The 21,757-nt window shown below is 71.2% G+C and carries 17 protein-coding genes; 5 read left to right on the top strand and 12 right to left on the bottom strand.

Annotation, left to right across the window (positions count from 1 at the left end):
- Positions 1-5: 5 nt before the first annotated feature.
- Positions 6-1,172: a nickel pincer cofactor biosynthesis protein LarC gene (gene larC / locus FOF48_RS16810; protein ID WP_186001940.1), complete on the top strand. Its 1,167-nt coding sequence runs from the start codon at positions 6-8 to the stop codon at positions 1,170-1,172.
- A 15-nt stretch (positions 1,173-1,187) separates the two neighbouring features.
- On the opposite strand, the gene FOF48_RS16805 is transcribed toward larC, so the two are convergent.
- The 11 genes from FOF48_RS16805 to FOF48_RS16755 form a co-directional block, all read right to left on the bottom strand.
- Positions 1,188-1,970 carry a VOC family protein gene (locus FOF48_RS16805; protein WP_143902802.1) on the bottom strand — a complete coding sequence of 261 codons (783 nt, stop codon included), beginning with the start codon at positions 1,968-1,970 and terminating at the stop codon, positions 1,188-1,190.
- A 97-nt stretch (positions 1,971-2,067) separates the two neighbouring features.
- Positions 2,068-3,771, bottom strand: a complete 1,704-nt coding sequence (locus FOF48_RS16800; protein ID WP_143902800.1) for a DUF6311 domain-containing protein — start codon at positions 3,769-3,771, stop codon at positions 2,068-2,070.
- Positions 3,772-3,832: 61 nt separating this feature from the next.
- On the bottom strand, positions 3,833-5,140 hold the full coding sequence (locus tag FOF48_RS16795; protein ID WP_143902798.1) for a hypothetical protein: 1,308 nt from the start codon (positions 5,138-5,140) through the stop codon (positions 3,833-3,835).
- Positions 5,141-5,175: 35 nt separating this feature from the next.
- The gene (locus FOF48_RS16790) at positions 5,176-6,477 is read right to left on the bottom strand and encodes a hypothetical protein (RefSeq protein WP_143902796.1); all 1,302 of its coding nucleotides are present in this window, start codon (positions 6,475-6,477) and stop codon (positions 5,176-5,178) included.
- A 79-nt stretch (positions 6,478-6,556) separates the two neighbouring features.
- Positions 6,557-8,281, bottom strand: a complete 1,725-nt coding sequence (locus FOF48_RS16785) for a caspase family protein (protein ID WP_143902794.1) — start codon at positions 8,279-8,281, stop codon at positions 6,557-6,559.
- Positions 8,278-9,078, bottom strand: coding sequence for a hypothetical protein (locus FOF48_RS16780; RefSeq protein WP_143902792.1), 801 nt, complete (start codon positions 9,076-9,078; stop codon positions 8,278-8,280). The genes FOF48_RS16785 and FOF48_RS16780 overlap by 4 nt, the downstream gene beginning before the upstream one ends.
- The gene (locus FOF48_RS16775; protein ID WP_235685892.1) at positions 9,075-9,743 is read right to left on the bottom strand and encodes an RNA polymerase sigma factor; all 669 of its coding nucleotides are present in this window, start codon (positions 9,741-9,743) and stop codon (positions 9,075-9,077) included. The genes FOF48_RS16780 and FOF48_RS16775 overlap by 4 nt, the downstream gene beginning before the upstream one ends.
- Before the next feature lie 207 nt (positions 9,744-9,950).
- Entirely contained in the window at positions 9,951-10,643 is a 693-nt protein-coding gene (locus FOF48_RS16770; protein ID WP_186001938.1) for a DUF3575 domain-containing protein, read from the bottom strand.
- A 329-nt stretch (positions 10,644-10,972) separates the two neighbouring features.
- Positions 10,973-12,916, bottom strand: a complete 1,944-nt coding sequence (locus FOF48_RS16765) for a serine/threonine-protein kinase (protein ID WP_143902785.1) — start codon at positions 12,914-12,916, stop codon at positions 10,973-10,975.
- Between the two features lie 33 nt (positions 12,917-12,949).
- Entirely contained in the window at positions 12,950-13,879 is a 930-nt protein-coding gene (locus tag FOF48_RS16760) for a DUF2381 family protein (protein WP_143902783.1), read from the bottom strand.
- Between the two features lie 165 nt (positions 13,880-14,044).
- Positions 14,045-14,722: a hypothetical protein gene (locus FOF48_RS16755; RefSeq protein ID WP_143902781.1), complete on the bottom strand. Its 678-nt coding sequence runs from the start codon at positions 14,720-14,722 to the stop codon at positions 14,045-14,047.
- Positions 14,723-14,942: 220 nt separating this feature from the next.
- Here FOF48_RS16755 and FOF48_RS16750 point away from each other — a divergent pair, with 220 nt between their 5' ends.
- A complete protein-coding gene (locus FOF48_RS16750) occupies positions 14,943-15,596 on the top strand; it encodes an outer membrane beta-barrel protein (RefSeq protein ID WP_186001937.1) in 654 nt (217 codons plus the stop codon).
- A gap of 181 nt (positions 15,597-15,777) precedes the next feature.
- On the opposite strand, the gene FOF48_RS16740 is transcribed toward FOF48_RS16750, so the two are convergent.
- Entirely contained in the window at positions 15,778-18,147 is a 2,370-nt protein-coding gene (locus FOF48_RS16740; RefSeq protein ID WP_255442278.1) for a lamin tail domain-containing protein, read from the bottom strand.
- A gap of 242 nt (positions 18,148-18,389) precedes the next feature.
- On the opposite strand from FOF48_RS16740, the gene FOF48_RS16735 reads away from it, so the two are divergent.
- The 3 genes from FOF48_RS16735 (at position 18,390) to dnaK (ending at position 21,657) form a co-directional block, all read left to right on the top strand.
- On the top strand, positions 18,390-18,884 hold the full coding sequence (locus FOF48_RS16735; protein ID WP_143902779.1) for a transcriptional regulator: 495 nt from the start codon (positions 18,390-18,392) through the stop codon (positions 18,882-18,884).
- A gap of 107 nt (positions 18,885-18,991) precedes the next feature.
- The gene (gene grpE / locus FOF48_RS16730) at positions 18,992-19,825 is read left to right on the top strand and encodes a nucleotide exchange factor GrpE (protein WP_255442277.1); all 834 of its coding nucleotides are present in this window, start codon (positions 18,992-18,994) and stop codon (positions 19,823-19,825) included.
- Positions 19,826-19,827: 2 nt separating this feature from the next.
- Positions 19,828-21,657, top strand: coding sequence for a molecular chaperone DnaK (dnaK, locus tag FOF48_RS16725; protein WP_143902777.1), 1,830 nt, complete (start codon positions 19,828-19,830; stop codon positions 21,655-21,657).
- The last annotated feature ends 100 nt before the right edge of the window (positions 21,658-21,757 follow it).

Genomic DNA, 21,757 nt, shown 5'->3' with positions numbered 1-21,757 from the left:
GAGCCATGCGACGCATCCTCTACCTGGAGCCCGTGGGCGGCATCGCCGGGGACATGTTCCTGGCGGCGGGCATCGACCTGGGCGTGTCGCCGGATGCGCTCGCCCAGGCCCTCTCCGGTCTGAGCGTGCCGGGCTGGAAGCTGGCGGTGTCGCGCGCGGTGCGCCACGCCATCAGCGGCACGCACCTGGATGTGGTGCTGGACGCGAAGGAGGCGCACCCGCACCGCGCCTACGCGGACATCCGCCGGCTCATCGAAGCGGCCCCCACGCTGCCGGAGCGCGCGAAGTCGCGGGCGCTGGCGGTGTTCCGCGCCATCGGCGAGGCCGAGGCGAAGGTGCACGGCGTGTCCATCGACGACATCCACTTCCATGAAGTGGGCGCGGTGGACTCCATCGTGGACATCTGCGGCGCGGCGGTGGTGCTGGAGCTCTTGGGGGACCCGGAGGTGCACGCCGCGCCGCCGCCCCTGGGCAGCGGCACCATCCGCGTGGCGCACGGGCAGATGCCCATCCCCGTGCCCGCGACGCTGGAGCTGCTTCGCGACGTGCCCGTGCGCTTCGAGGGCGTGGGCGAGCTGACCACGCCCACGGGCGCGGCCCTGCTCAAGGTGTTGACGCGGATTGGCCACCCGCCAGACTTCATCGTGGAGAAGGTGGGCTACGGCGTGGGGACGAAGGACTTCCGCGACCGGCCCAACGTCCTGCGCGCGTCCCTGGGCCGCGTGGAGGCGCAGGCCACCGAAGGGCTGTGGGTGGTGGAGGCGAACCTGGATGACGCCACGCCGCAGCTGCTGGCCTATCTGGTGGAGCGGCTGCTGGAGGTGGGCGCGAAGGACGCGTGGGTGTCCCCGGTGGTGATGAAGAAGGGCCGGCCCGCGCACCTGCTGGGCGCGCTGGTGGAGGGCGGTCTGCGCGAGGCGGTGGTGGACGCGGTGCTGCACGAGTCCACGTCGCTGGGCGTGCGCTACCACCGGGTGGAGCGCCACGCGCTGGAGCGCGACTGGGTGGAGGTGGAGACGCCGTGGGGCAAGGTCCGCGTGAAGCGGGGCCTGCGCGACGGCCGGGTGCTCAACGCGCACCCGGAGTTCGACGACTGCGTCCGCGTGGCGCGGGCCGCCGGCGTGCCGGTGAAGCAGGTGATGGCCGCCGCGATGGCGGCCCTCACGCCTTGATGCGGCAGCCGCGGACTACGGCTTCGGCGGTCGCGCCAGGGTGATGATGCCGAAGGCCGCGCCGCCGGGGTCGGCGACGATGCTGATGCGGCCGTAGGGCGAGTCGAACGGCGCCATGATGACCGTGCCACCCTTGCGGGCGACGGTGGCCGCGGTCTCGTCGGTGTTGCCCACGGCGAAGGTGACCATCCAGTGGGCCGGCACGTTGGCGGGGGTCTTCGCGTCCAGCTGCATCACGCCCGCCGCCTCACCGCCGTCCTTCTTCAGGACCCAGTACTGCATCTGCTCCCCCGGCATCTTGTCCGCCGTCATGCCGAAGAGGTCCTTGTAGAAGGCGACGGCCTTCTCGCCATCGCGCGTCTTCGCCTCGTGCCAGGCCATGGTGCCGGGCTCGTTCACCCGGCCCGCGCCAGGGAACTTGTTCGGCTGCCAGAAGCCAAAGGCCGCCCCGGTCGGGTCCTGACAGAAGGCCATGCGCCCCGCCTCGCTGACGTCCATGGGCTCCATCATCACCTTGCCGCCCAGCTCCTTCAGACGGGCGACGGAGCGGTCCACGCTCTCCACGGCGAAATAGACGTTCCAGGCCGAGGGGGCGGGCGAGTCCTTGGGGCGCGGCATCATCGCCGCCACCTCGCTGCCCTGCGTGCGGGCCATCGTGTAGTAGCCGTTCTCCTTCAAACTGGGCCCGAACGTCCAGCCGAACACCGCCCCATAGAAGTCCTGGGCCTTCTCCAGGTCCCAGGCCATCAGGTCCACCCAGGACACCGTCCCCGCGGCGTGCTTCGTCATCGTCGGCATGGTTGCTCCCCTCGCTGTGCGCCCGGGTGATCCGGGCTACCTGGAAGGTAACAGCGCTGGCGAGGGACACTGAAAGGAAATTCAGTGTCGCGGCGCATCAACGGAGGGGCTGTCGCGCGAGCCCCTGGGCGAACGCGTCCGTGTTGCCGGACACCACGCACACCGGCAGCCCCTCCACCCGGCCGCACCTCGCGCCCGCATCGAGGAAGGGCCGCAGGTGTTCGGGCAGCACCACGTACGCGGTGCGCGCGTCCAGTCCGCCCGGGGGCAGCGGCGCGTGGCACTCCGCCTCCAGGGCCTGGGGCGTGCGCGACGCGTAGCCGCTGTTGAAGGTGAGCTTCAGCCGGTACGCCTGATACGCCAGCGCGTTCACCAGCGGCTCGTCGTACCGGCACACCCACTGCACATGCGGTGGGAAGAGGGCCAGGTGCTGGTAGGGGCCCTCCAGCGCGGCCCAGTCCGGAGACCGCAGGCGCTGGAAGCGCACGGGCTTGAAGAGGGCGCTCTTGTCTTCGCGCGCGTCGTACGCCTGCACCGCCAGCGCCACCGCCAGCGCGGCCCCGGCGACGCCGGGCACGCCCCTCCACAGGCGCACCACCAGCAGCACCGCGCCGACGACGAGCAGATAGTCCAGCGGCCACACGAAGCGGCCCGAGGCGCGGAACGCGTTCGTGGCCTTCACCAGCGGCGCGTACAGCGCGCCCAGGTCCGCCACCGGCTGGCCCAGCCACGTCACGCGCGAGGACAGCGCGTAGACGGCCATCAGCAGCACCACGACCGCCGCGGGCAGCCCCCGGCGCCAGTCCAGCGCGCGCGCTTCACGCGAGCGCAGCGGCAGGCTCACGGCCGCGAGCGCGAGGAGCAGCAAGGCCCCCGCGCCCAGGTAGCCGAAGCCCTCGCCCTGCCGGGGCGCCGCGGGGAGGTCCGGCAGCAGTCGCGACCAGCCCAGCGGGTTCACCAGCGTGGCCAGGTCCGCGGAGAAGTCCCCGAAGCCCTCCGCGCCCAGGCCGCTCCCGCCGAAGTAGCCGAAGAGGGCGAACAGCCCCACGTCCAGCGCCGCGATGCCCGCGCAGGCCCCCGCGACGCGCGCGAGGCCGAGCTTCCGGCTCCAGACGAGCCGCACCCCGAGCGCCAGCGTCAGCGGCATCAGCATGGCCACCCAGTACGGGTGGGTGCCGGAGGCGATGGCGTTGAAGAGGGCCGCGAGGCCCAGGCTCCGCGTCGCGGCGCGCGCGTCCGCCACGTCGCGCAGGTTGAGCCACAGCAGCGCCACCAGCAGCCAGTGCGCGCACAGCGTGGGGTGGCCGAAGCGCGCCGCCATCACCGGCGACAGCGCCAGCAGCGCGCCGCCCAGCGCCACGGGCACCGGGCGGGGGGACACCGTCTCCACCAGCCGGGCGCCGAAGTAGCCCATCAGCGCGTAGCACAGGCCCAGCCACGGTCCGGTGTACTGGAAGTCCACGGGCAGCAGCCCGTTGAAGGGCTTGAGGAGGACGGCGAACCACGGGTTGCCGTCCGTGAGCGCCACCGACGAGCCGTAGGGATAGAAGTGGTTGGGCGCCGCGCCCAGCGGCAGCTGCCAGTCCGCGTTGCGGAAGAAGAGCCAGCCGAAGATGTGCGCGGCCCAGTCCTCGCGCATCATCCAGTCGATGCGCGTGGGCGGCAGCACCGGCCCTCCGCCCATCCACAGGAACCAGCCCAGCCCTCCGAGCACCGCCAGCACTCGAGCGACGACGAGGGCCCGGTGGGACGCGGCGGGGGAGGGGGACGGGGGACTCGGGTTCGGGACGGACTCGCTCAAGGCGCGGCGACTGTAGGCGCCGGTTTCCGCGCCCCGCAACCGCTGGCTGTCCGCGCGGGGCCTACGGGCAGTAACGCGCGTAGCGCAGGCCGCGTGTCGTCACGGAGGTGCCCCCGTCCTTGGGGTGGAAGAAACGCACGTAGGTGAAGCCCACCTGTCTCCGGGCCCTGCCGTCCACGAGATCCTCGTACACCGCGGAAGCACTGGCGCGCGCGTTTCCTCCATCCAGCGTCTCCAGGGTCAGGGGCGGTGTCGAGCCGACGCGGCCAGACTCCGTCAGCGACTGCACGACCAGTTGGCCGCTGCTGTCGTCGACGTTCGAGAACGGGTCCGCGTCATCCAGCAGGGTCGACATCTGGTCCCCGGGCCCCAACTGCAGCGCGGGGCCACGGCTCATGAAGGGCCCCAGCCCGCGGGCCTTCCAGCCGCTGTCCTCCTTCCGCCACAGCCACGCTCCCTGGTTGTTGGAGCCCAGCAGGGCGGGCCGCCCGTCCGCGTCCACCTGGAGCGCGACGCGCAGTCGTGGCGAGCCCAGGGGAACCATCCAGTCCAGAGGCTCGGTGGCCCAGGTCCCGGACGTGTTGCTGGCGTACACGACCTGGCTTTCGTCGAGGCCCAGCGTGAGCAGGAACACGGCGTGGAGATGGCCGGCGGCATCCACCGCCAGCCGCTCGCGATCGCCCAGCGGGATTGGCACTGGGAGCGGGTTCAGGGTCCAGGTTCCCCCGTCGCCAATGGCGCCATGCACGTAGGTCTGTCTCTCGGAGCCGGGTTGTTCGACGAGCAGGTGCGGCGCTCCCTGGGGATCGAGCGCGATGGCCCCGGCCCGGCCCTTCCCCAGCAGCTGTGAGCGCCAGACCCCTCCCGTGTCATGCGCATAGCCGAAGGAGTCTCCCTGTTGGAACAGCACGTGGTGGGTGCCGTCCACGGCCACCGCCATGTGCACGTCATAGAGGGGCGAGACGTCGCCCGCCTGCGCTGGGCCGTCGCCCGGGCGGGTGGTGCCTACATACAGGCGCGAGTTCTTCGAATAGGCGTAGTGGCCCACGCCCTGCGCGTCGAAGGCGAAGCCCGCGGTGATGACATCCAGCCCCTCGTCCACCACCCACGTCGTCCACCCCGACTTGCCGCAGGCCTGCTCGCCCGGGCCGGCGTCGGGGTCTTCGCCCGCGTCCGTTCCGTCGTTACTCCCTCCGGAGTCAGGGCTGGTCACCACGACCGCCACGCAGGTGCCGGACACGTTCTGGTACTCGCGGCCCGGTTCGGGTGGGGAGACCCCGTCCAGGCAGATGGGGTCGCAGCTGGCGAGCACCGCCGCGGCCAGGACGGCGCTCGACAACGCGGTGGGCAGGAGGAGCGAACGGGGCATGGGAAGAATCCGCCAGGGGCGCGGCGTGCGCGGGCCTATGGGCAGTAGCGCGCGTAGCGCAGGCCGCGTGTCATCTGGGGCAGGCCGCCGCCATCCGGGGAGGTGTAGTGGATGTAGAAGAGGCCTGCCTGCACCGCGTCCTGGGCGTCCACGTGCACCGCGGAGTCACCGAGGAGCGTGTTCCCGCCATCCCGCGTCTCCAGGAGCGCGGGCGGCGTCGTTCCGACGACGCTCGGGCCGTCCCATGTCTTCACGACCCACTGGCTGGGGCTTCCGCTCGAGTTCGCGTCCGGGGCCGCGTCATCCAGCAGGGCCACCCCCAGCCCCGAAGGGCTCTCCGTCAGCGAGGGGCCGCGGCTCAAGAGGCCCCCGAGCCTCTGCTGCTTCCAGCCGCTGCCATCCTTCACCCACAGAGACGCGCCCTGGCTGTCGGAGCCCAGAAGGGAAGGTTGCCCGGCCGCGTCCACCCGGAGCGCGATTCGAAAGCGTGGCGAGCCATTGGGAATCGTCCAGTCCAGCGGCTCCTCGGTCCAGGTTCCCGCCGCGTTGGTCGCGTACACGGCCTGGAAGCTCCCGCTGAGCGTGCGCACGAACACCGTGTGGAGGTGGCCCGCGGCATCCACCACCAGCCGCTCGCGATCGCCCGCGATGCCAAGCGCATTCAGCGGGGTCAGGCTCCAGGTTCCGTCTTCGGAGCGCGTCCCGTACAGATAGCCCATCAGCATGGAGGGCTGGCCAATGAAGAGGTGCGGCGCTCCCTGGGGATCGAGCGCGATGGCGCCGATCCAGCCCTTTCCCAACAGCTCCGAATGCCAGACACCGCCGGTGTCGTGCGCGTAGCCGAAGGAGTCGCCCTGCTGGAACAGCACATGGTGCGTGCCGTCCGCGGCCACCGCCATGTTCACGTCGTAGGCCGTCGCAACGCCGCCGACCTGCATCGGAGCGTCCCCCGGCCGGGTCGTGCCCACGTACAGGTGTGAGTCCTTGGAATAGGCGTAGTGGCCCACGCCCCGCGCGTCGAAGACGAACGTCGCGCTGAGGCTGTCCAGGCCTTCATCCAGCACCTGGGTCGTCCAGCCCGACTTGCCGCAGGACTGCTCGCCCGGGCCGGCGTCGGGGTCTTCACCCGCGTCGCCCGCGTCTGTGCCGCCGTCGCTCCCGCCAGCGTCGGGGCTGGTCACCACGACCGCCACGCAGGCGCCGGACACGCTCTGGTACTCGCGGCCCGGTCCGGGCGGGGAGACCCCGTCCAGGCAGATGGGGTCACAGCTGGCGAGCACCGCCGCGGCCAGGACGGCGCTCGACAACGCGGTGGGCAGGAGGCGCGAACGGGGCATGGAAAGAATCCGCCAAGGGCTCGGGGTGGGCGCGGCGTGCGCGGGACAGGGCGCGGCCCACGGCTCCGGCCCGCGTCCGTTAGCGCCTCAGGGACACTTCCAGGCCGTACTGCGGATCCGTCCCGGTCTGGCCGTTGGCGGTGACTCGGTCCAGGCCCACCTGGGCCGACAGCCGCAACTTCATCCCCGCGAGCCGGCCCATCACGCCCGCGGCCACGTGGCCGGTGAGCAGCAGCGGGTCCGCCTGGCGGAAGCCCGGCGCCGTCAGGCCCAACAGGCCCCAGCCCACGCCCACCTCCGCGAACAGCGGCACGCGCGTGGGACTCTCCAACCCCACCAGCCCCTCCACGGTGAAGCGGTGCAGCCGGATGCCGTCCCGGCTCGCGAGCGGCGTCACGCCATACGCCCCGCGCGCGCCGTAGTAGAGCAGGTGCACCGAGGACGGCGTGCGCCACGACAGGCTGGGCCCGGTGGCGAACTTCGCCAGCCCCAGGGGCGAGCGCCCCGCGCCCAGGCCCAGCTCCAGCCCGGACGTCCAGCCAGACGGCGCCGCCGCCAGCGGGGACAGGGACCCGCCGATGACGGGCGTCTGGAGACCGGTGAAGTCCACCGGCACCAGCCCCGCGGCGGCCACGTACTCCTCGTAGAAGGGGCGGTCCAACGGCACGGAGAACAGGCCGCGGCGGAGCGCCTCCTCCGCGGGGCCTCGCTCCTGCAACTCCCGGGGGCGCAGCTCGGGCGTGCCGGCGGACAGCTGCGCCAGCGTGAGCCGCGCCTCCGCGTTCGGCGCGCGCACCCAGTACACGTCGCGCGGGGGCAGGAGGATCCGCGTCCACTGCTGCTCCGAGCGCCGCACGTCCACCAGCCGCTGGCCGTCCGCGTCCTCCACGGAGATGCGCGCGTACGCGAAGCCCGCGGGGAAGGTGACGCGGGGCCCCTCCGGCGCGGGGCCCACCAGCGGGCGGCGGGGCGCGGCCGTGGGCGCGAAGGCGTTGACGGACAGGCGCGCGGGCAGGCCCTTCACGCCGTGCAGCGACGCGGCCACGAACGCGGCCAGCTCGCTGTACTCCACCTGCCCGTCGCCGTTGATGTCCGCGCCGCCCAGGAGGCCCGAACGCGCCACGTGGCTGAAGACGCCCGCGCGGATGCGCGACCACTCGTGCGTCTCCCCGTCCTCGCTCTCCGCGAAGAGGGCGCCCACGTTCGGCCGCGACGCCAGCTGCTCGCGCGCCAGCACCCCGCGCAGCTCCGCCAGCACCGCCGCGTCCGGCGTGCCCCCGCGACGGCCCACCACGCCCGACGCGCGGCAGGCATCCGCGATGACGTGGACGTAGTCCGCGCCCATCGGATCCACGACCTCCGCGTAGAGGCTGGTCCGGTCCAGGCGCGCGTCGGCGAGCGTGAAGTAGGCGCGGCCCGCGCTGTCCGTGTTGCCATGGCCCACGTAGACGATGAGCACGTCCGTCTGGCGCCCCGCCGCGCGGTCCGCGAGCGCCGCGGCCTGGAGCCGCTTCACCGCCTGCTCCACCGCGGCGCGCGTGGGAGGCTGCGCGGACTGGAGCATCAGGCTGCCGGCCTGGCGCGTGGAGTCGTCCGGATCCACCAGCAGCGTGGTCTCCACGCCCAGCCGCTTGAGCGTCTCCGCCCACAGCACGCCGTCGTCGTCCGCGTAGCGCAGGGGCGCGAGCGACGGGTCGTCACTGCCATTGTGGGCGATGACGAGCGCCCGTCGCACGGTCTCAGCGAATGCCTCGGGAGCCGCCATCAGCAGGGCCGCTCCCAGGAGCACTTCCAGCTTCTTCATGGAGAATCCTTTACCTGGACCTCCTGCCTGAGCACCACCACCCCCTCCGTTACTCCGCTCCGCAGGGCCGCCAGGGTGGCGTCCGGGTGCTCGGAGAACGTCGCGGTGATTTCGGCCATATCGGGGGTCGCGGGCAGGACGACCGTCAGGTCCAGGGGACCCTCTTCGCCTGCCTTGCCGCTGAGCGCGTAGGGGCCGTTGACCTCCTCATGGCCCCCGGCGCGCACCCGCACCGCCACGTGGGCGTAGGGCGTGCGGGCCCCGGCCGCGAACGCCAGCTTGGCCCCCGGCGCACAGGCGGTCCCGGAGTGCAGCTCGCGCATCCGCTCGCCTGGCGCCGAGCAGAAGATGCGCAGCACCGGCTGCGCCAGCGGGAGGAGGATGGGAGGGGCCGGGTCATGCACGGCCCCCCGCGGGCTGAACTCGGGTTCGGTGGGCGCGGCGATGGTGGGGCCGACGGACGTGGGCGTCACCATCACCGACAGGAAGAGGGCCGCGAGCGTCGCGCCGAGCACCGCCAGGGTGGGCCACCGGGCCGGGGTCGCGTCCGAGGGCACCGCGGCGCCGAGGGCGGCCTCCAGGCCCGCGGCGGTGAGCGCCTCCAGCTCCAGGGCGGTGGGGGTGTCCGTCTGGCCGGACTCGAAGACGCGGTGGGCGTGGGCCCACTTGTCATACCGGACGCCACAGCGGGCACAGGCGTGCGCGTGGCGCAGGAGCCGCGAGGATTCGGGAGCGGATAGCTCCCCCAGGGACCAGCGCGTCAGCCCCGCGTCCGCATGTCGTTCGTACCACTTCATGGGAGGCTCCCGGATGAGAGGGCGCACAGGGACAGGGTGGCCAGCAGGGCGCCCAGCTCCAGACGTCCCGGTGCGGCGTCACTGTCCAACCACCCCGAGTTCTTCAGGTGCTCGGTGAACTGCAGTCGCAGACGGCGCTCGCGCACCCGCACCTCTCCGCGGGTGAGCTTCAGCTGGTCCGCGGCGGACTCCTGCGACAGGCCGTCCATGAAGCGCAGCTGGGCCAGGGCGCGGCCTTCGGCGGGCAGGGCCTCCAGGAAGCGGCGCACCAGCGAGCGGATCTCGGCGCCCAGGGCCTCCTCCTCGGGGCTGCGCCCGTCGGTGGGGGCGTGCACGAGCTCCGGCGCGTCATCCAGCGGAATGGCTTCCCGGGCCACGCGGCCGGAGGCGCGCATCAAATCAATGGCGGTGGAGCGGGCGACGGTGAGCAGGAAGCCCAGGTAGGGCCGCACGCCGTCGTAGGCCTGGCGCATGTGGGGGCGGAAGGCCCGCACGAACGTCTCCTGATGGGCCGCGTCCAGGTCCAGGGGCGTGAGCGCCACGGAGCGCACGCCTGTCTCCGAGTGCACGGAGAACCTGCGCGACAGATAGCGCAGCACCTCTGTCGAATAGGTGCGGTACACCTGGGTGAGCACCGCGGTGTCGCCCCGGCGGAAGGCTTCCAAGACTGACCGCTCGGTTCCTGGAAGCACGTGGAAGGCTCCGTCCCGGGTGGGTGCCCGGCCGGGCACCGCGCCCAGCCCTCCCGGGCCCCTTCTGGAAATGAGATACGAAATGACCCTGAAAATCGGGTCGTGGCTACACGCACGGCGCGCTTTTTCTTGAGTCCGGCGCTCGGGGTGGTTGCGAACCCGGGGGTATCCAGAGGCCGCTCAGAATCGGTAGGCGGCCCCCACCCGGACGAGGGGCCTCACCCCCTCCTGCGTCTCCACACGCGTCTCGTGATGGGTCAGCAGACATGGCGTGAAGAGGACGCACACCGGGTCTGGCGGGACGACGGTCTCGCTGCGCGTCTGGCTGACATCGGCGCCCGCGCCGAGCGACATGGACCATCTGTTCCCGAGCACCTGGGAATAGCCCAGCAGCCCGCCGACTGACTTGCGGGTTCCGCTCACCGGCCCGGCTCCATCGAAGTAGGCGCCTTCCGCCTGGACCGACAGGAAGAATCCCTGGAAGGGCTGTCCGCCTGGATAGAGGCGTCCGCCGGCCTGGAGGCCCAGGGCGTTCATGTCCACGCCGAGCTGCAGGCCTCCGAACACCGTGAGGTATCTCATCACGGGATACTCGAAGTCCCCGGCGATGGTCGGAGCGTCGGGTGAGGCCGCCACGGAGAGCGAGTGGCCGCGAATGCCAATGGCGAGCGCGCCGCGTGAGCGAGCGGATTCGCCAGGGCGCGGAGTGCGAGCCGTCTCCTCCTGGGCGAGCGCCATGCCCGGAGCGGTGAAGAAGCCAGCGAGGACGCAGGAACGAGCGACGTGGCGGTTGATCATGGCCGCCACCCGTTCACCCTGCGTGCCACGCGCAAACACGCGGAAGGACGCCAGGGTGGCGTGCCGCGTGTGCACGGGGCTGCACACCTGCGTAGGCGGATTCTCCCCCAAGGGCCCGCGTGGAGAGGAACGACGGTGAGCCGGACAGCGCTGTTCATGGTTGGCTCGGCTCCGCTCCCACGAACCCGGCGCGCGGGAAACCCTCTCACGCCGGGCCCGTGGGCTCATCCATCACTCGACCCGTCCTCCCTCCCGGTGGGTTCGCCATCCGGAAGGGGCGCTCGGCTTGCGTCCGCTCCAACGAGGCCCGTGCCTCCCCGAAGGGCACGGGCGCAACGCGAGTGCTTCGAGCCGACGCTCATTCCCGAGCGGGCCTCATCGGCGAGGCCTTGTCCGCACGTGGCTCAGGGGAACGCGTCCACGACGGTGTAGCCCACGCGCCGGTCCACGATGGCGGCGCCGGGCTTGGAGCCCTTCTCCTTCCACCAGCCCTCGGGGTTCCCGAGGATGATGCAGACCGGATAGGTGCGGCCGTCGGGCGTCCGCGCCCGGGTGTAGCGGCCCACCACGCGCTCCCCGCCGGTCCACAGGTGTCCGTAGAGCAGGGTGCCTTCGGGAAGCCGGCCGTAGCCCTCCTCCTGGACGCTGATGATGTCGCCATCGGAGACGGTGAGGGTCTCGGCGTCCAGGCTCCAGGGATGACGTGCGTCGAGCGTGATGGTCGCCTTCCCATCCCGCTCCAGGTTCAGTGCCTTCATCGCCTCCAGCGCCTCCTGGGGGCAGCATTGGGGTTTGGGGACCAGGGGCGCGCCCGCGCAGGAGAGGAGGGTGGCCCCCGCGCCGACCGCGAGCGTGCAGCGTCGGGCAAGGGTGCGTGAGAGGGAACCAGGGGCCTGCTTCGTCGGTGAAACCTTCATGGCGCTCGTCTCCTGAGGGAGCGGCGCATGGGAAGGAGGGGCCGCCCCGGGCGCGGCAGCTTGGTCGGACCCCGACGGCCGCGCCATGGACGGTGACGCGGACCTCGCGGTGGGTGCGCTGACAGGGGCTGCATCCTCGGAGGCCCGCGTCCGCGGTGTCCCCAGGCCCCAGAGCAGCCCGACCGCCGCCAGGAGCAAGAGGGCTCCGGTTGCACTCCGGCGCCAGAGGGCCCGCCGCACCTGTTCGCGGCGCCATGGAGCGGCGGCGCGGATGGACCGCGCTTCCATGGCGGCGACCTGTGCCGGGCTCCGGCGACGCAGCTCCCGGGCGGCGCGCAGTCCTTGGAGCCGGTCCATGCGCTGGCGGCGCGCGTGCTGGAGCGCCGCTTCCTGGCCAGGCGCCACCGGGCCCGCCGCGCGGGGATCTCCTTGGGTGGTGCGGGATTGAGGGGAGGGGGGACAGGCCCAGTCGAACAAGGGCACGTCCCAGTCCAGAGGGGCATCCGCGAGGAGCCGCTGGACCTCGGAGGCCAGGGCGAGCGCATGCGGGGGACGCGCGTCGGGAGCGAAGGCGAGCAGCCGGGTGATGAGCGATGCCAGCGCCTCCGGTACACGCGAATTGAGCCGCGACACGGCGGAGGTCGCGGGGCCTCGAGGAGGGAGGGCGCCCGCTTCCATCATCGCGGGGGCGGGATAGGTCTCCGTCAGCAGCCGGTGGAAGGTGACGCCCACGGCGTACAACTCATCCGCGACCGAGTAGCTGGGACCCTCCAGCACCTGTCCTGAAAGGGCGCGGACGCGACGCAGGTGCAACTGGGGGCTGTAGTAGTGCGCTGTCCCCGGAGGAAGCTGGCCGGTGCCGGTGAGCGGGACGGCCTCCGGGTGCCAGCCCGCGCCCCAGTCCAGGAGCACGAGCTTCCCACCCGGCCGGATGCGGATGTTGTCGCCCTTGAAGTCACGGTGCAGGACGCCGCGCTGGTGCGCGAAGGCAAGCGCCTCCGCGGCCTGCGCGAGCAGGGCTCCCACGTCACGGGCCGTGGGGTTGCGAGCGCGGGACCAGGCGTAGAGCGATTCTCCCTCGACGTACTCCATCACCAGGAAGGGATGGCTCCCATCGCCGAGCCGCCATGCTCCGGTCGCCAGCAGTCGAGGCACCGCGGGATGGCGCAAGCGCGAGAGGATCTCGGCCTCGCGTGAGAACCAGGGCGTGTCCGACTGACGGGCCAGCTTCAATGCGGCCCATGGGGCGCGGACGCGGTCGCTCCGCCGCGCCACGTAGACGGTGCCATAGCCGCCAGCGGCCAGCCGTCGCAGGACCGTCCATGGGCCCACGAGGGTCCCAGGCGGGAGCGCCTCCACCGCCAACACCGTGGGGATGAAGGCGTCCCTCCCTTGGGGCGAGACGTCCCCGGAAGACCCCTCACCCTGCATGGCCCGCTCCGTTCAGCGGTCTGTCAGGGCCTGTCATGGAGACACCTGCTCCCAACGGACACCGCGCTTGCCCTCGCGATCCCAGAGCTCCAGCGTGAGGTGGGTGCCGGGAGGTGTTTCCAGCGGGGGTTGCCACTCCACGACCACGAAGGCCTGCGCACCGGCCTCCAATCGCTGTTCATGCATGAGCAGCGGCGGCTCCTGGAGCACCCGCGCCCTGCCGTCGGCCGTCTGCGCGATCACGCGCGCGAGCCCCGGGACCCAGGGGTCGCTCCCCGGGGGATTGAAGAGGCGCGTGGCGAGCGCTCGCGCCGTCCCGGAGCGGTAGAGCGCATGCGGCCCTCCCGCCCGCAGGCCCATGCTCTCGGAGGGGTTCGGCAGATACACCACGGCGACGCCTTTCCGGGTGATTGCTCCGGACAGCACCGCGCCGCCCAGTCCACTGAGCGCGCACCGGGCCCGCAGCGTCGCGATCCCCGCCTCGGTGACGGCGCACCGGGCCCGCAGGTCCGCGAGCTCCTTCCCCAGGTCCTGCGCGCTGCGCCCCTGCCGGAAGACCTCCACCTGCGAGTCCACCTCGGCCTCCACGGTGGAGAGCACGAAGGTCACCCGCTCCGGAGCCCCCGCGCCCGCGAAGCGCACGGTGAGCACCGGCTCCTTCCCAGCGGGGACGTCCATGGACGCCTTGAGCACGACGACGTCCTCATGCACCGCGACCCGCGAGAAGTAGGGCGCGAGCGCGGCCCGGTCCACGGACTCCGGTTCGATGGGTGCGTCGAACGTGAGGGTGGTCACCTCCGCCGCGGCGACATGCAGCGGATGCGGCACCGGAGGCTCCTCCACGCGCAGCGTGAGCTGCCGGGCCTTGCGCTCCCGAACCCCGGTGACACGTGGCTGTGCCACCGCCACCGCTCCCAACAGGATCCCCAGCACCACGGGAATGACCGAAACGAACCGCGACATCACAGGTCACCTCCATCCTTCAAACCTAACAGATAGGGGTGACACGAAACGGAGGTCCATGGCCTGGGAAGCCTGCATGCACATGCGCGGAAGATGGCAAACCCAGCCTACCTCAAGGATTCTGAAGAAGAAGCCCTACCTTGAGGGACATCCACCCGCCGCGGACTACGACCGCCGGCCCGTCTTCCGGGCGAAGTAGGCGCGACTGAAGTTCGGCAGGCCCCACTGGCGCGGGTCGTCCGGGTGCTCCTCGCTGGCGAGTGAGAGGTCGCTGTGTCCCGCCAGCCAGCGGATGAAGTCCTCCCGAGTCGCGAAGGTCCTTCGGGGCCGCGAGTCGCCCTGGCTGAACCGGAGGCCCTGGGCATACGTGCCGTCCGCGGGCTTCCAAAGGGCCCGAGCCACGCCCTCGCGAGGGTCGACGGTGACGGACAGGTCCGCTCCCGCGTCCAGGAGCTCCACCACCCGCTGCGCCAGGGCACGCCCGTAGGGCCGCGCATCCAGGGCGGGAGTCTCCTGAGGTGGCTCCTTCGCGTCCTCCCGGCGTCGCGGGCCGTCCGTCAGCCGGATGCGCGGTGGGGACGAAGCGTCGCAGAGGATGGACAGCTCCACGTTTCCGCGAGTGGGGTGCTGATGCAGCAGCGCTTGGACCTGCACGCGCTGTGCTTCGGGCAGGGCGCTGGACGTCCGCGCGCCATCCGGGCCGGTGGCGCTCACCGTGTCGTCGTAGCGTGACTCTTGCGGCTTCCAGGTGGCGGACAGCTCGATGCGCGTCAGTCCGCGGGCCTCGCGTTCGGCGCGCAGCCAGCGGACGACGTCGGAGTCTTCGTTCAGGGAGGAGGACATGGCGGGGGCTCGGATTTCATCGGGACCCTTGCATGAAGTCCGGCCTCCGCGCGGGCCAGACTGACATTCCTGTCGCGCTTCGTTGTTCCTTCGCGGAAACAACGGGTGTGAAAACGGGACCGCTGCAAATCCGGTCCCATGGTCGCATGCTTGCCTTGCGATGCGTGGCGCCGCCGCACCTCCCACCGCCGTCCGACGACGGCCTTGCTCCCTGGACACCATGACTGCTCGACGCTTCATCCCATCCTTGATGCTGCTGCTCTGTCTGGGCGCGCTGCCGGCCGCGGCCCAGGAGCCCTCGGGCTCCGGCCTCGCGCTGGGGGTGCGCGCCGCCCTCGGCATTCCCGTGGGGGACGCCACCCAGGCGCAGTCGCTGAAGGACACGTTCGGGGACTCGGTGGCGCCGCAGGTGGACCTCTCCTACTTCTTCAGCCGGCAGCTCTCGCTGGGCGCCTACTTCCAGTACGGAATCGCGTCGGGGCCCGACGACCAGTGCTCGAACGGGGGCTCCTGCTCGAGCAAGGTGCTGCGGTTCGGCATCGACCTGGACTACCACTTCCGGCCGGACGGGTTCATCGCGCCCTGGGTGGGCGTGGGCGTGGGCTATGAGATCGGGACGCTGGGGGTCGGCGAGGACGACAGCTTCCGGTTGAAGCTGCAGGGCTACGACCTGGGGCATGCCCACTTCGGCGTGGACCTTCAGCTCACCCGGTCCCTCGCGGTAGGCCCGTACATCTCCGCCTCGCTGGGGCAGTACTCGAAGAACTCGCTCCGGCTGGGGGGCGCCGCGGAGATCAGCGCGGACATCGCCAGCGACCAGAAGAAGCTCCACGTCTGGATCCAGCCCGGCGTGCGCGTGCAGTTCCGGCTGTAGTCCGTCCCGCTGCCCTCACGCCTCCCGCGAAGACGGCGTGGGGGCGGGGAGGGGATGGCGGTGGGCCATCGCCACACGGGCCGCTGGCAGCACACTCAGCGCTGCCTGCATCCTTCGGACCCGACAATCATCCTTCCACCCAAGCGGATCGCCGGGTGGAAGTCGTGTCACCCGTGGCCTGTCAGAACGCCGTGCCGTCCGCCCGGAGGCCCGGGGTCGCGTCGCGGGAGTAGAGGTTGTAGCAGAGGTCCCAGCCCCCACTGGCGCTCCTGTCCGGCGAGCGGTTGAACGAATAGCCCTGGTAGACGAGCACGCTCGGGTCCAGATACGAGTGGCTGTCCTGCACCGTGCCGTCCGGCCGCACCAGGTACACCACGTCGCCCGCGCCCCCCTGGTTGCGGCCACGGTCGAACCGGAGCCCCAGGCCGCCGTTGGAGACCGTCGCGTATGTCGCGCCTGTCGGCAGCGCCGTGGCCCCCGAGTACACGACGTAGCCTTTGCCCGCGGGCAGTATCGTGCCCGAAACGAACGTGTGCCGCGCCGTCGCCGTGCCCTGGTACGACGCCGCGTCGTGGATCTTCCAGCCACTCAGGTCCACTGAACCCGGCCCCGCGTTGTAGAGCTCCACGAACTGCTGATCGTAGTCCGGCGTCCCCGCCGCGCCGTTGTACGGCTGCGCCAGGTACTCGTTGATGAACACCTGCGGCGTGGGCCGCGTCATCGTGAACACCCCGTCGCTCACGTCCGCCACATCCGCGCGCGTCGTGTCCGTCACCCGCACGCGCGCCGTGGTGGAGGACTCGCTCGGCACCGTCCACGTGTAGCGGCCGCTCGCCGCCGCCACGTTCGTCGCCACCGCGCGCCACGTCGCCCCGTCCAGCGAGTACTGGATGTCCACCGCCGCCACGTTGCTCGACACCCAGGTGATGCTGAACGTCTGGCCCGCCTGAAGCGTCTCTCCGCCGTTGGGCGCCGTGACCCTCACGCTGCGCGCCTGCGTGAGCGTGCCGAAGTCGAACCGGCTGAAGATGGGGTAGTGGTCCGACGTGCTGCTCTTGTAGTTGGCGATGTTGGGCTTGAGCACCTCCGTGGAGTTCGCCACGTGGTACGGCACCAGCTCGTTCGTCACCATCTGGTGGTCGATGAACTGGCTGTTGCTCACCGTCGAGCGCACCCCCGCCTCCGACAGCGGCAGGGTGAGGAACTTGTACCGGGCCGTGTCGCTCACCAGGTTCTGGAACGGCGACGCATACGGCGTGTAGATGGACACATCCACGTCGTCGTTCCAGTCCCCCATCACCATCACGTTCTGCGTCGGCAGGTTCGTGTCCAGGTAGTCCTTGAGGCACACCGAGGCGTTCTGGCGCCGCGTATAGGAATCCGAATCCGCGAACGCCTTCATGTGCAGCACCATCACCGTCAGGTCCACCTTGGTCGTGCCCCGCGTCACGCGCAGGTCCACGCGCAGCGGCGGGCGCCCGGCGAAGTCATATGAACAGGACGCGAGGACGACGTTCGCGCTCACCACCTCCACCACGTTCGTCTTGTAGAGCAGGCCCACCTTCTGGTCCGCCGCCCCGTAGTAGTAGGTCGCGCCGCCCACCCGCGTGGAGTCGTTGGCGAGCAGGCCCCCATAGCCGCTCAGCCCCGCCTTCAGCGCGTTGAAGGAATCCACGCCGACGATCTCCGCCACGCCCATCACGTCCGGCCCCGCGTCCGCGATCACCGCCGTCGCGTTGGCCAGCTGCAACGCCTCGTCGCTCGGGCCGTTGCCCGGCGTCGTGTCCCCGAACCACTCGATGTTCCAATTGCCCACCTTCAGCAGCGCGGGAGTCCCTCCCGTGCCGCCATCCGTGCCGCCATCGGTCCCCCCATCCGTCCCGCCGTCCGTCTTGGTCCCGCCGTCCGTCACCGGACCGCCGTCGGGCAGCTCCCCGGACATGGTGAGCACGGGCAGCCGCAGGATGGTCTCGGCGCGCACGCCGTTGGCGTCCTCCAACCGCAGCGTGAACTCATACAGCGCGGGGCCCCGAGGCACGCCGGTCAGCACGCCGGCCGCGGACAACGCCAGGCCTTCCGGAATCGCGCCATCCGCCTGCGACCAGGTCAGCGGCGGCGTCCCGCCCGTGGCGGTGAAGGTGAAGGTGTAGGGGCTGCCCTCCGTCGCGTCCGGCAGCGGCGACGTGGTGGAGATGGCCGGCGCCGGCCACGCGCGCAACGAGTATCTCCGCGAGCTCGCGGCCCCCTTCGCGTCGCGCACGCCCACGACCATGCTCCACTCGCCGGGCGTCGTCGCGGGCCCCACCAGCCGCCCGGCGTTCCCATAGAAGGAGAAGCCCGGCGGCAGCTTGTCCACCGAGTACGTCAGGGGAGGTGTGCCCCCCGTCGCCGTCAGCACCTGCTCGTAGGCCCCGCCCACCGTCGCGGCGGGCAGCTCCGTTGAGGGCAGCGTCAGCCCCGTCGCCTCCGGCTCCTCCGAGGAGCATGCCGCGAGCGTGACGAGGGAGGTAAGCAGGACGAGCGACGAAAGCGCCCGGATGGACCGCGACATAGAAGAACGCTCCAGCACCGGGAGCGCCCTCAGGGCGCCTTCCCGGAAGAGGGCACGCACTGTAACGTGTCTGACATCCAACTGTCGCGCGTCCCCCAGCTTGCGGCCCCAGGGGGCTTCTGACGCAACGCCACATGGCAATGGATGGCGCGCTCCGCCGTCCTGTCTGGACAGGGCGGAAGGCTTTGCGCTCCTGTCGGACGTGCTGTTGGATGGGGACGAGCAGACGGAGGAGACGCGTCATGGCCGAGAAGTGGGACAGGCAGTTGATGGACTTCCTCAAGCGCACCGGCGAGGACCTCAAGCGCACCACGGACGACCTGCGCGGCGAGGCTGAACGCCTGCTCAAGGAAGTGAAGGATCCGGAGAAGCAGGCCAAGGTGAAGGAGGGCCTCGTGCAACTGCGCACCTGGGCCACCGCCACCACCAAGACCGCCGCGGAGAAGATCGAGACCGCCGTGCGTCGCGTGGAGACCACCGTGGAGGAGGCCTTCAAGCCCGGCTCCAGCGCCTCCGCCACCCCGCCCGCCGCCTCCGAATCCGCCTCGGAGCCGCCCCCGGCGGAGCGCCCCGCCCGCGCCAAGGCCTCCAGCGCGACGAAGGCCGCGAACAAGTCCATTGGCCGCAAGAAGAAGACCGCTGGCGCTTCCGCCCCCGCGCCCAAGGGCGCCCGGGCCACGAAGAAATCGGCTTCCAAGAAAACGCTGGGCCGCAAGAAACCCGCGCCAGGAGCGTGAAGTTCCGTTGCGCATGAAGCCGGGCCTGCCCGCATGCCGGGCACGGACCCGCGTGCCCCCCTTGGGTCCTGTTGGATCGCTCCCCGGTGCGTGAGATAGTGCGCGCCGTGTCGGGTACCAATGACAAGGGCAGCATCCAGACGGACATCGGGCAGGACGTGATCGACGACGCGGTTCGCAGCGTCGAGCGTCGGCTGGACCATGACGGGGACAACGCGGGCGTGGAGGTGGAGCTGGACGTCTCCGCCCCGCCCGCCGACGACCCCGCCCCCACCCCCGAAGTCGCTCCCCCCACCGAGGACGCGGCCGCGCTCCGCCAGGAGGTGGAGTCGCTGCGCGCGCAGCTGGAGTTCAGCCAGGCGAAGGCCCGCGAGACGCTGGAGCGCCTGAAGGAGGCGCACGAGCGCGCCAAGGACTTCCAGGAGCGCGCGCTGCGGTCCGCCGCGGACCTGGAGAACTACCGCAAGCGCGCGCAGAAGGAGAAGGAGGACGTCCAGAAGTTCGGCGTGGAGAAGCTCCTCAAGGACCTGCTCCCCGTCGTGGACAACATGGACCGCGCGCTCGACGCCGCGGGCAAGTCCACCGACTTCGACAGCTTCCAGAAGGGCGTGGCCATGACGCGCAAGTCCTTCGAGGACGCGCTCGCCCGCCACGGCGTGAAGGGCTTCAGCGCCAAGGGGCTGCCCTTCGACCCGCGCCTGCACGAGGCCATCCAGCAGGTGGAGACCGCCGACGTCCCGGCGGGCCACGTCGTCTATGAAGTGACGCGCGGCTTCAACCTCAACGACCGGCTGGTGCGTCCCGCGATGGTCGTGGTCGCCCGTGCGCCGGAGGCCGCCGCGGCGCCCGCGCCCGCCGCGCCCGCGTCCACCGAAGCAGCGGTCGAGGGCGGCGGCGCGGCATCCGCGGATTCCGAGAGTTCCTCCGGGGGGAGTCAGTAGTCATGGCGAAGGTGATTGGAATCGACCTGGGCACCACCAACTCCTGCGTCGCCGTGATGGAAGGCGGCGAACCGGTGGTCATCCCCAACAGCGAAGGCAGCCGCACCACGCCCTCCATGGTGGGCTTCACCGACTCCGGTGAACGCCTGGTGGGGCAGATCGCCAAGCGGCAGGCCATCACCAACCCGGAGAACACGGTCTTCGCGGCCAAGCGCCTCATCGGCCGCAAGTACGACTCGCCAGAGGCGAGGAAGGCCATTGGCGTCTCCTCCTTCAAGGTGGCGCCCAGCCCCAACGGCGACGCGTGGGTGGAGATCCGCGGCAAGGGCTACAGCCCGCCGGAAGTCAGCGCCATCGTGCTGATGAAGATGAAGCAGACGGCGGAGGACTACCTGGGTGAGCCCGTCACCGAGGCCGTCATCACCGTCCCCGCGTACTTCAACGACAGCCAGCGCCAGGCCACCAAGGACGCGGGCCGCATCGCGGGCCTCAACGTCCTGCGCATCATCAACGAGCCCACGGCCGCGGCGCTCGCGTACGGCCTGGACAAGGTGAAGGACAGCGCCACGGAGCGCATCGCCGTCTACGACCTGGGCGGCGGCACGTTCGATATCTCCATCCTGGAGCTCAACGCCGGCGTCTTCGAGGTCAAGAGCACCAACGGCGACACGTTCCTGGGCGGCGAGGACTTCGACCAGCGCCTCATCGACTACCTGGCCAAGCGCTTCGCCGAGCAGAACAACGGCATGGACCTGCGCAAGGACCGCATGGCGCTCCAGCGCCTGAAGGAAGCGGCCGAGCGCGCCAAGCACGAGCTGTCCAGCGCGCCGGAGACGGAGGTCAACCTCCCGTTCATCACCGCGGACGCGTCCGGCCCCAAGCACCTCACGGAGACCGTCGACCGGTCCACCTTCGAGGCGCTCGTCGCGGACCTCATCGACCGCTCCATCGAGCCGTGCCGCATCGCGCTCAAGGACGCGGGCGTCACCGCGCAGGCCATCAACCAGGTCCTCCTGGTGGGCGGCATGACGCGCATGCCGCGCGTGCAGCAGAAGGTGAAGGAGTTCTTCGGCAAGGAGCCCCACAAGGGCATCAACCCGGACGAGGTCGTCGCCGTGGGCGCGGCCATCCAGGGCGGCGTGCTCAAGGGCGAGGTGAAGGACGTCCTCCTCCTGGACGTCACGCCCCTGTCGCTGGGCGTGGAGACCGCGGGCGGCGTCTTCACGAAGATCATCGACAAGAACACCACCATCCCCTGCAAGAAGGGCCAGGTGTTCTCCACCGCGGTGGACAACCAGCCGCTCGTGTCCGTGCACGTCCTCCAGGGCGAGCGCGAGATGGCGGCGGACAACAAGACGCTGGCGCGCTTCGAGCTGGTGGGCATCCCGCCCGCGCCCCGCGGCGTGCCGCAGATTGAAGTGTCCTTCGACATCGACGCGAACGGCATCGTGCACGTGAGCGCGCGCGACCTGGGCACCGGCAAGCAGCAGCAGGTGCGCGTGGTGGGCAACTCCGGCCTGTCGGAGGCGGAGATCCAGGCGATGATCTCCGACGCCCAGTCGCACTCCGCGGACGACAAGAAGAAGAAGGAGCTGGCGGAGCTGCGCAACAACGCGGACGGGCTCATCTACACCACGGAGAAGAGCCTGGAGGAGTACGCCAACCTCCTGTCGGAGAAGGACCGCGGCGAGATCCAGGCGGACCTGGAGCGCCTGCGCTCCGTGCTCAACACCTCCGACGTCGGCACCCTGCGCGAAGCCTTCCAGCGCCTGGAGGGCAGCGCCTACCGCATCGCGGACGCCATCTACACCGACCAGGCCAAGTCCGGCTGACGCCTCCGCCCCCCGGCGGAGGCGGCCGGTGCCGGGCGACGCAATCGTCCGGCACCCCTGCGCGTAGGCCTGGGGGACCCCGCCTCTCTTCCGTCCCCCG

The organism is Corallococcus sp. Z5C101001, from assembly GCF_007352635.1.
Classification (GTDB): Bacteria; Myxococcota; Myxococcia; order Myxococcales; family Myxococcaceae; genus Corallococcus; species Corallococcus silvisoli.
The sequence above is the reverse complement of the archived record's forward strand: the minus strand, read 5'-3'. Positions and strand labels throughout refer to the sequence as shown.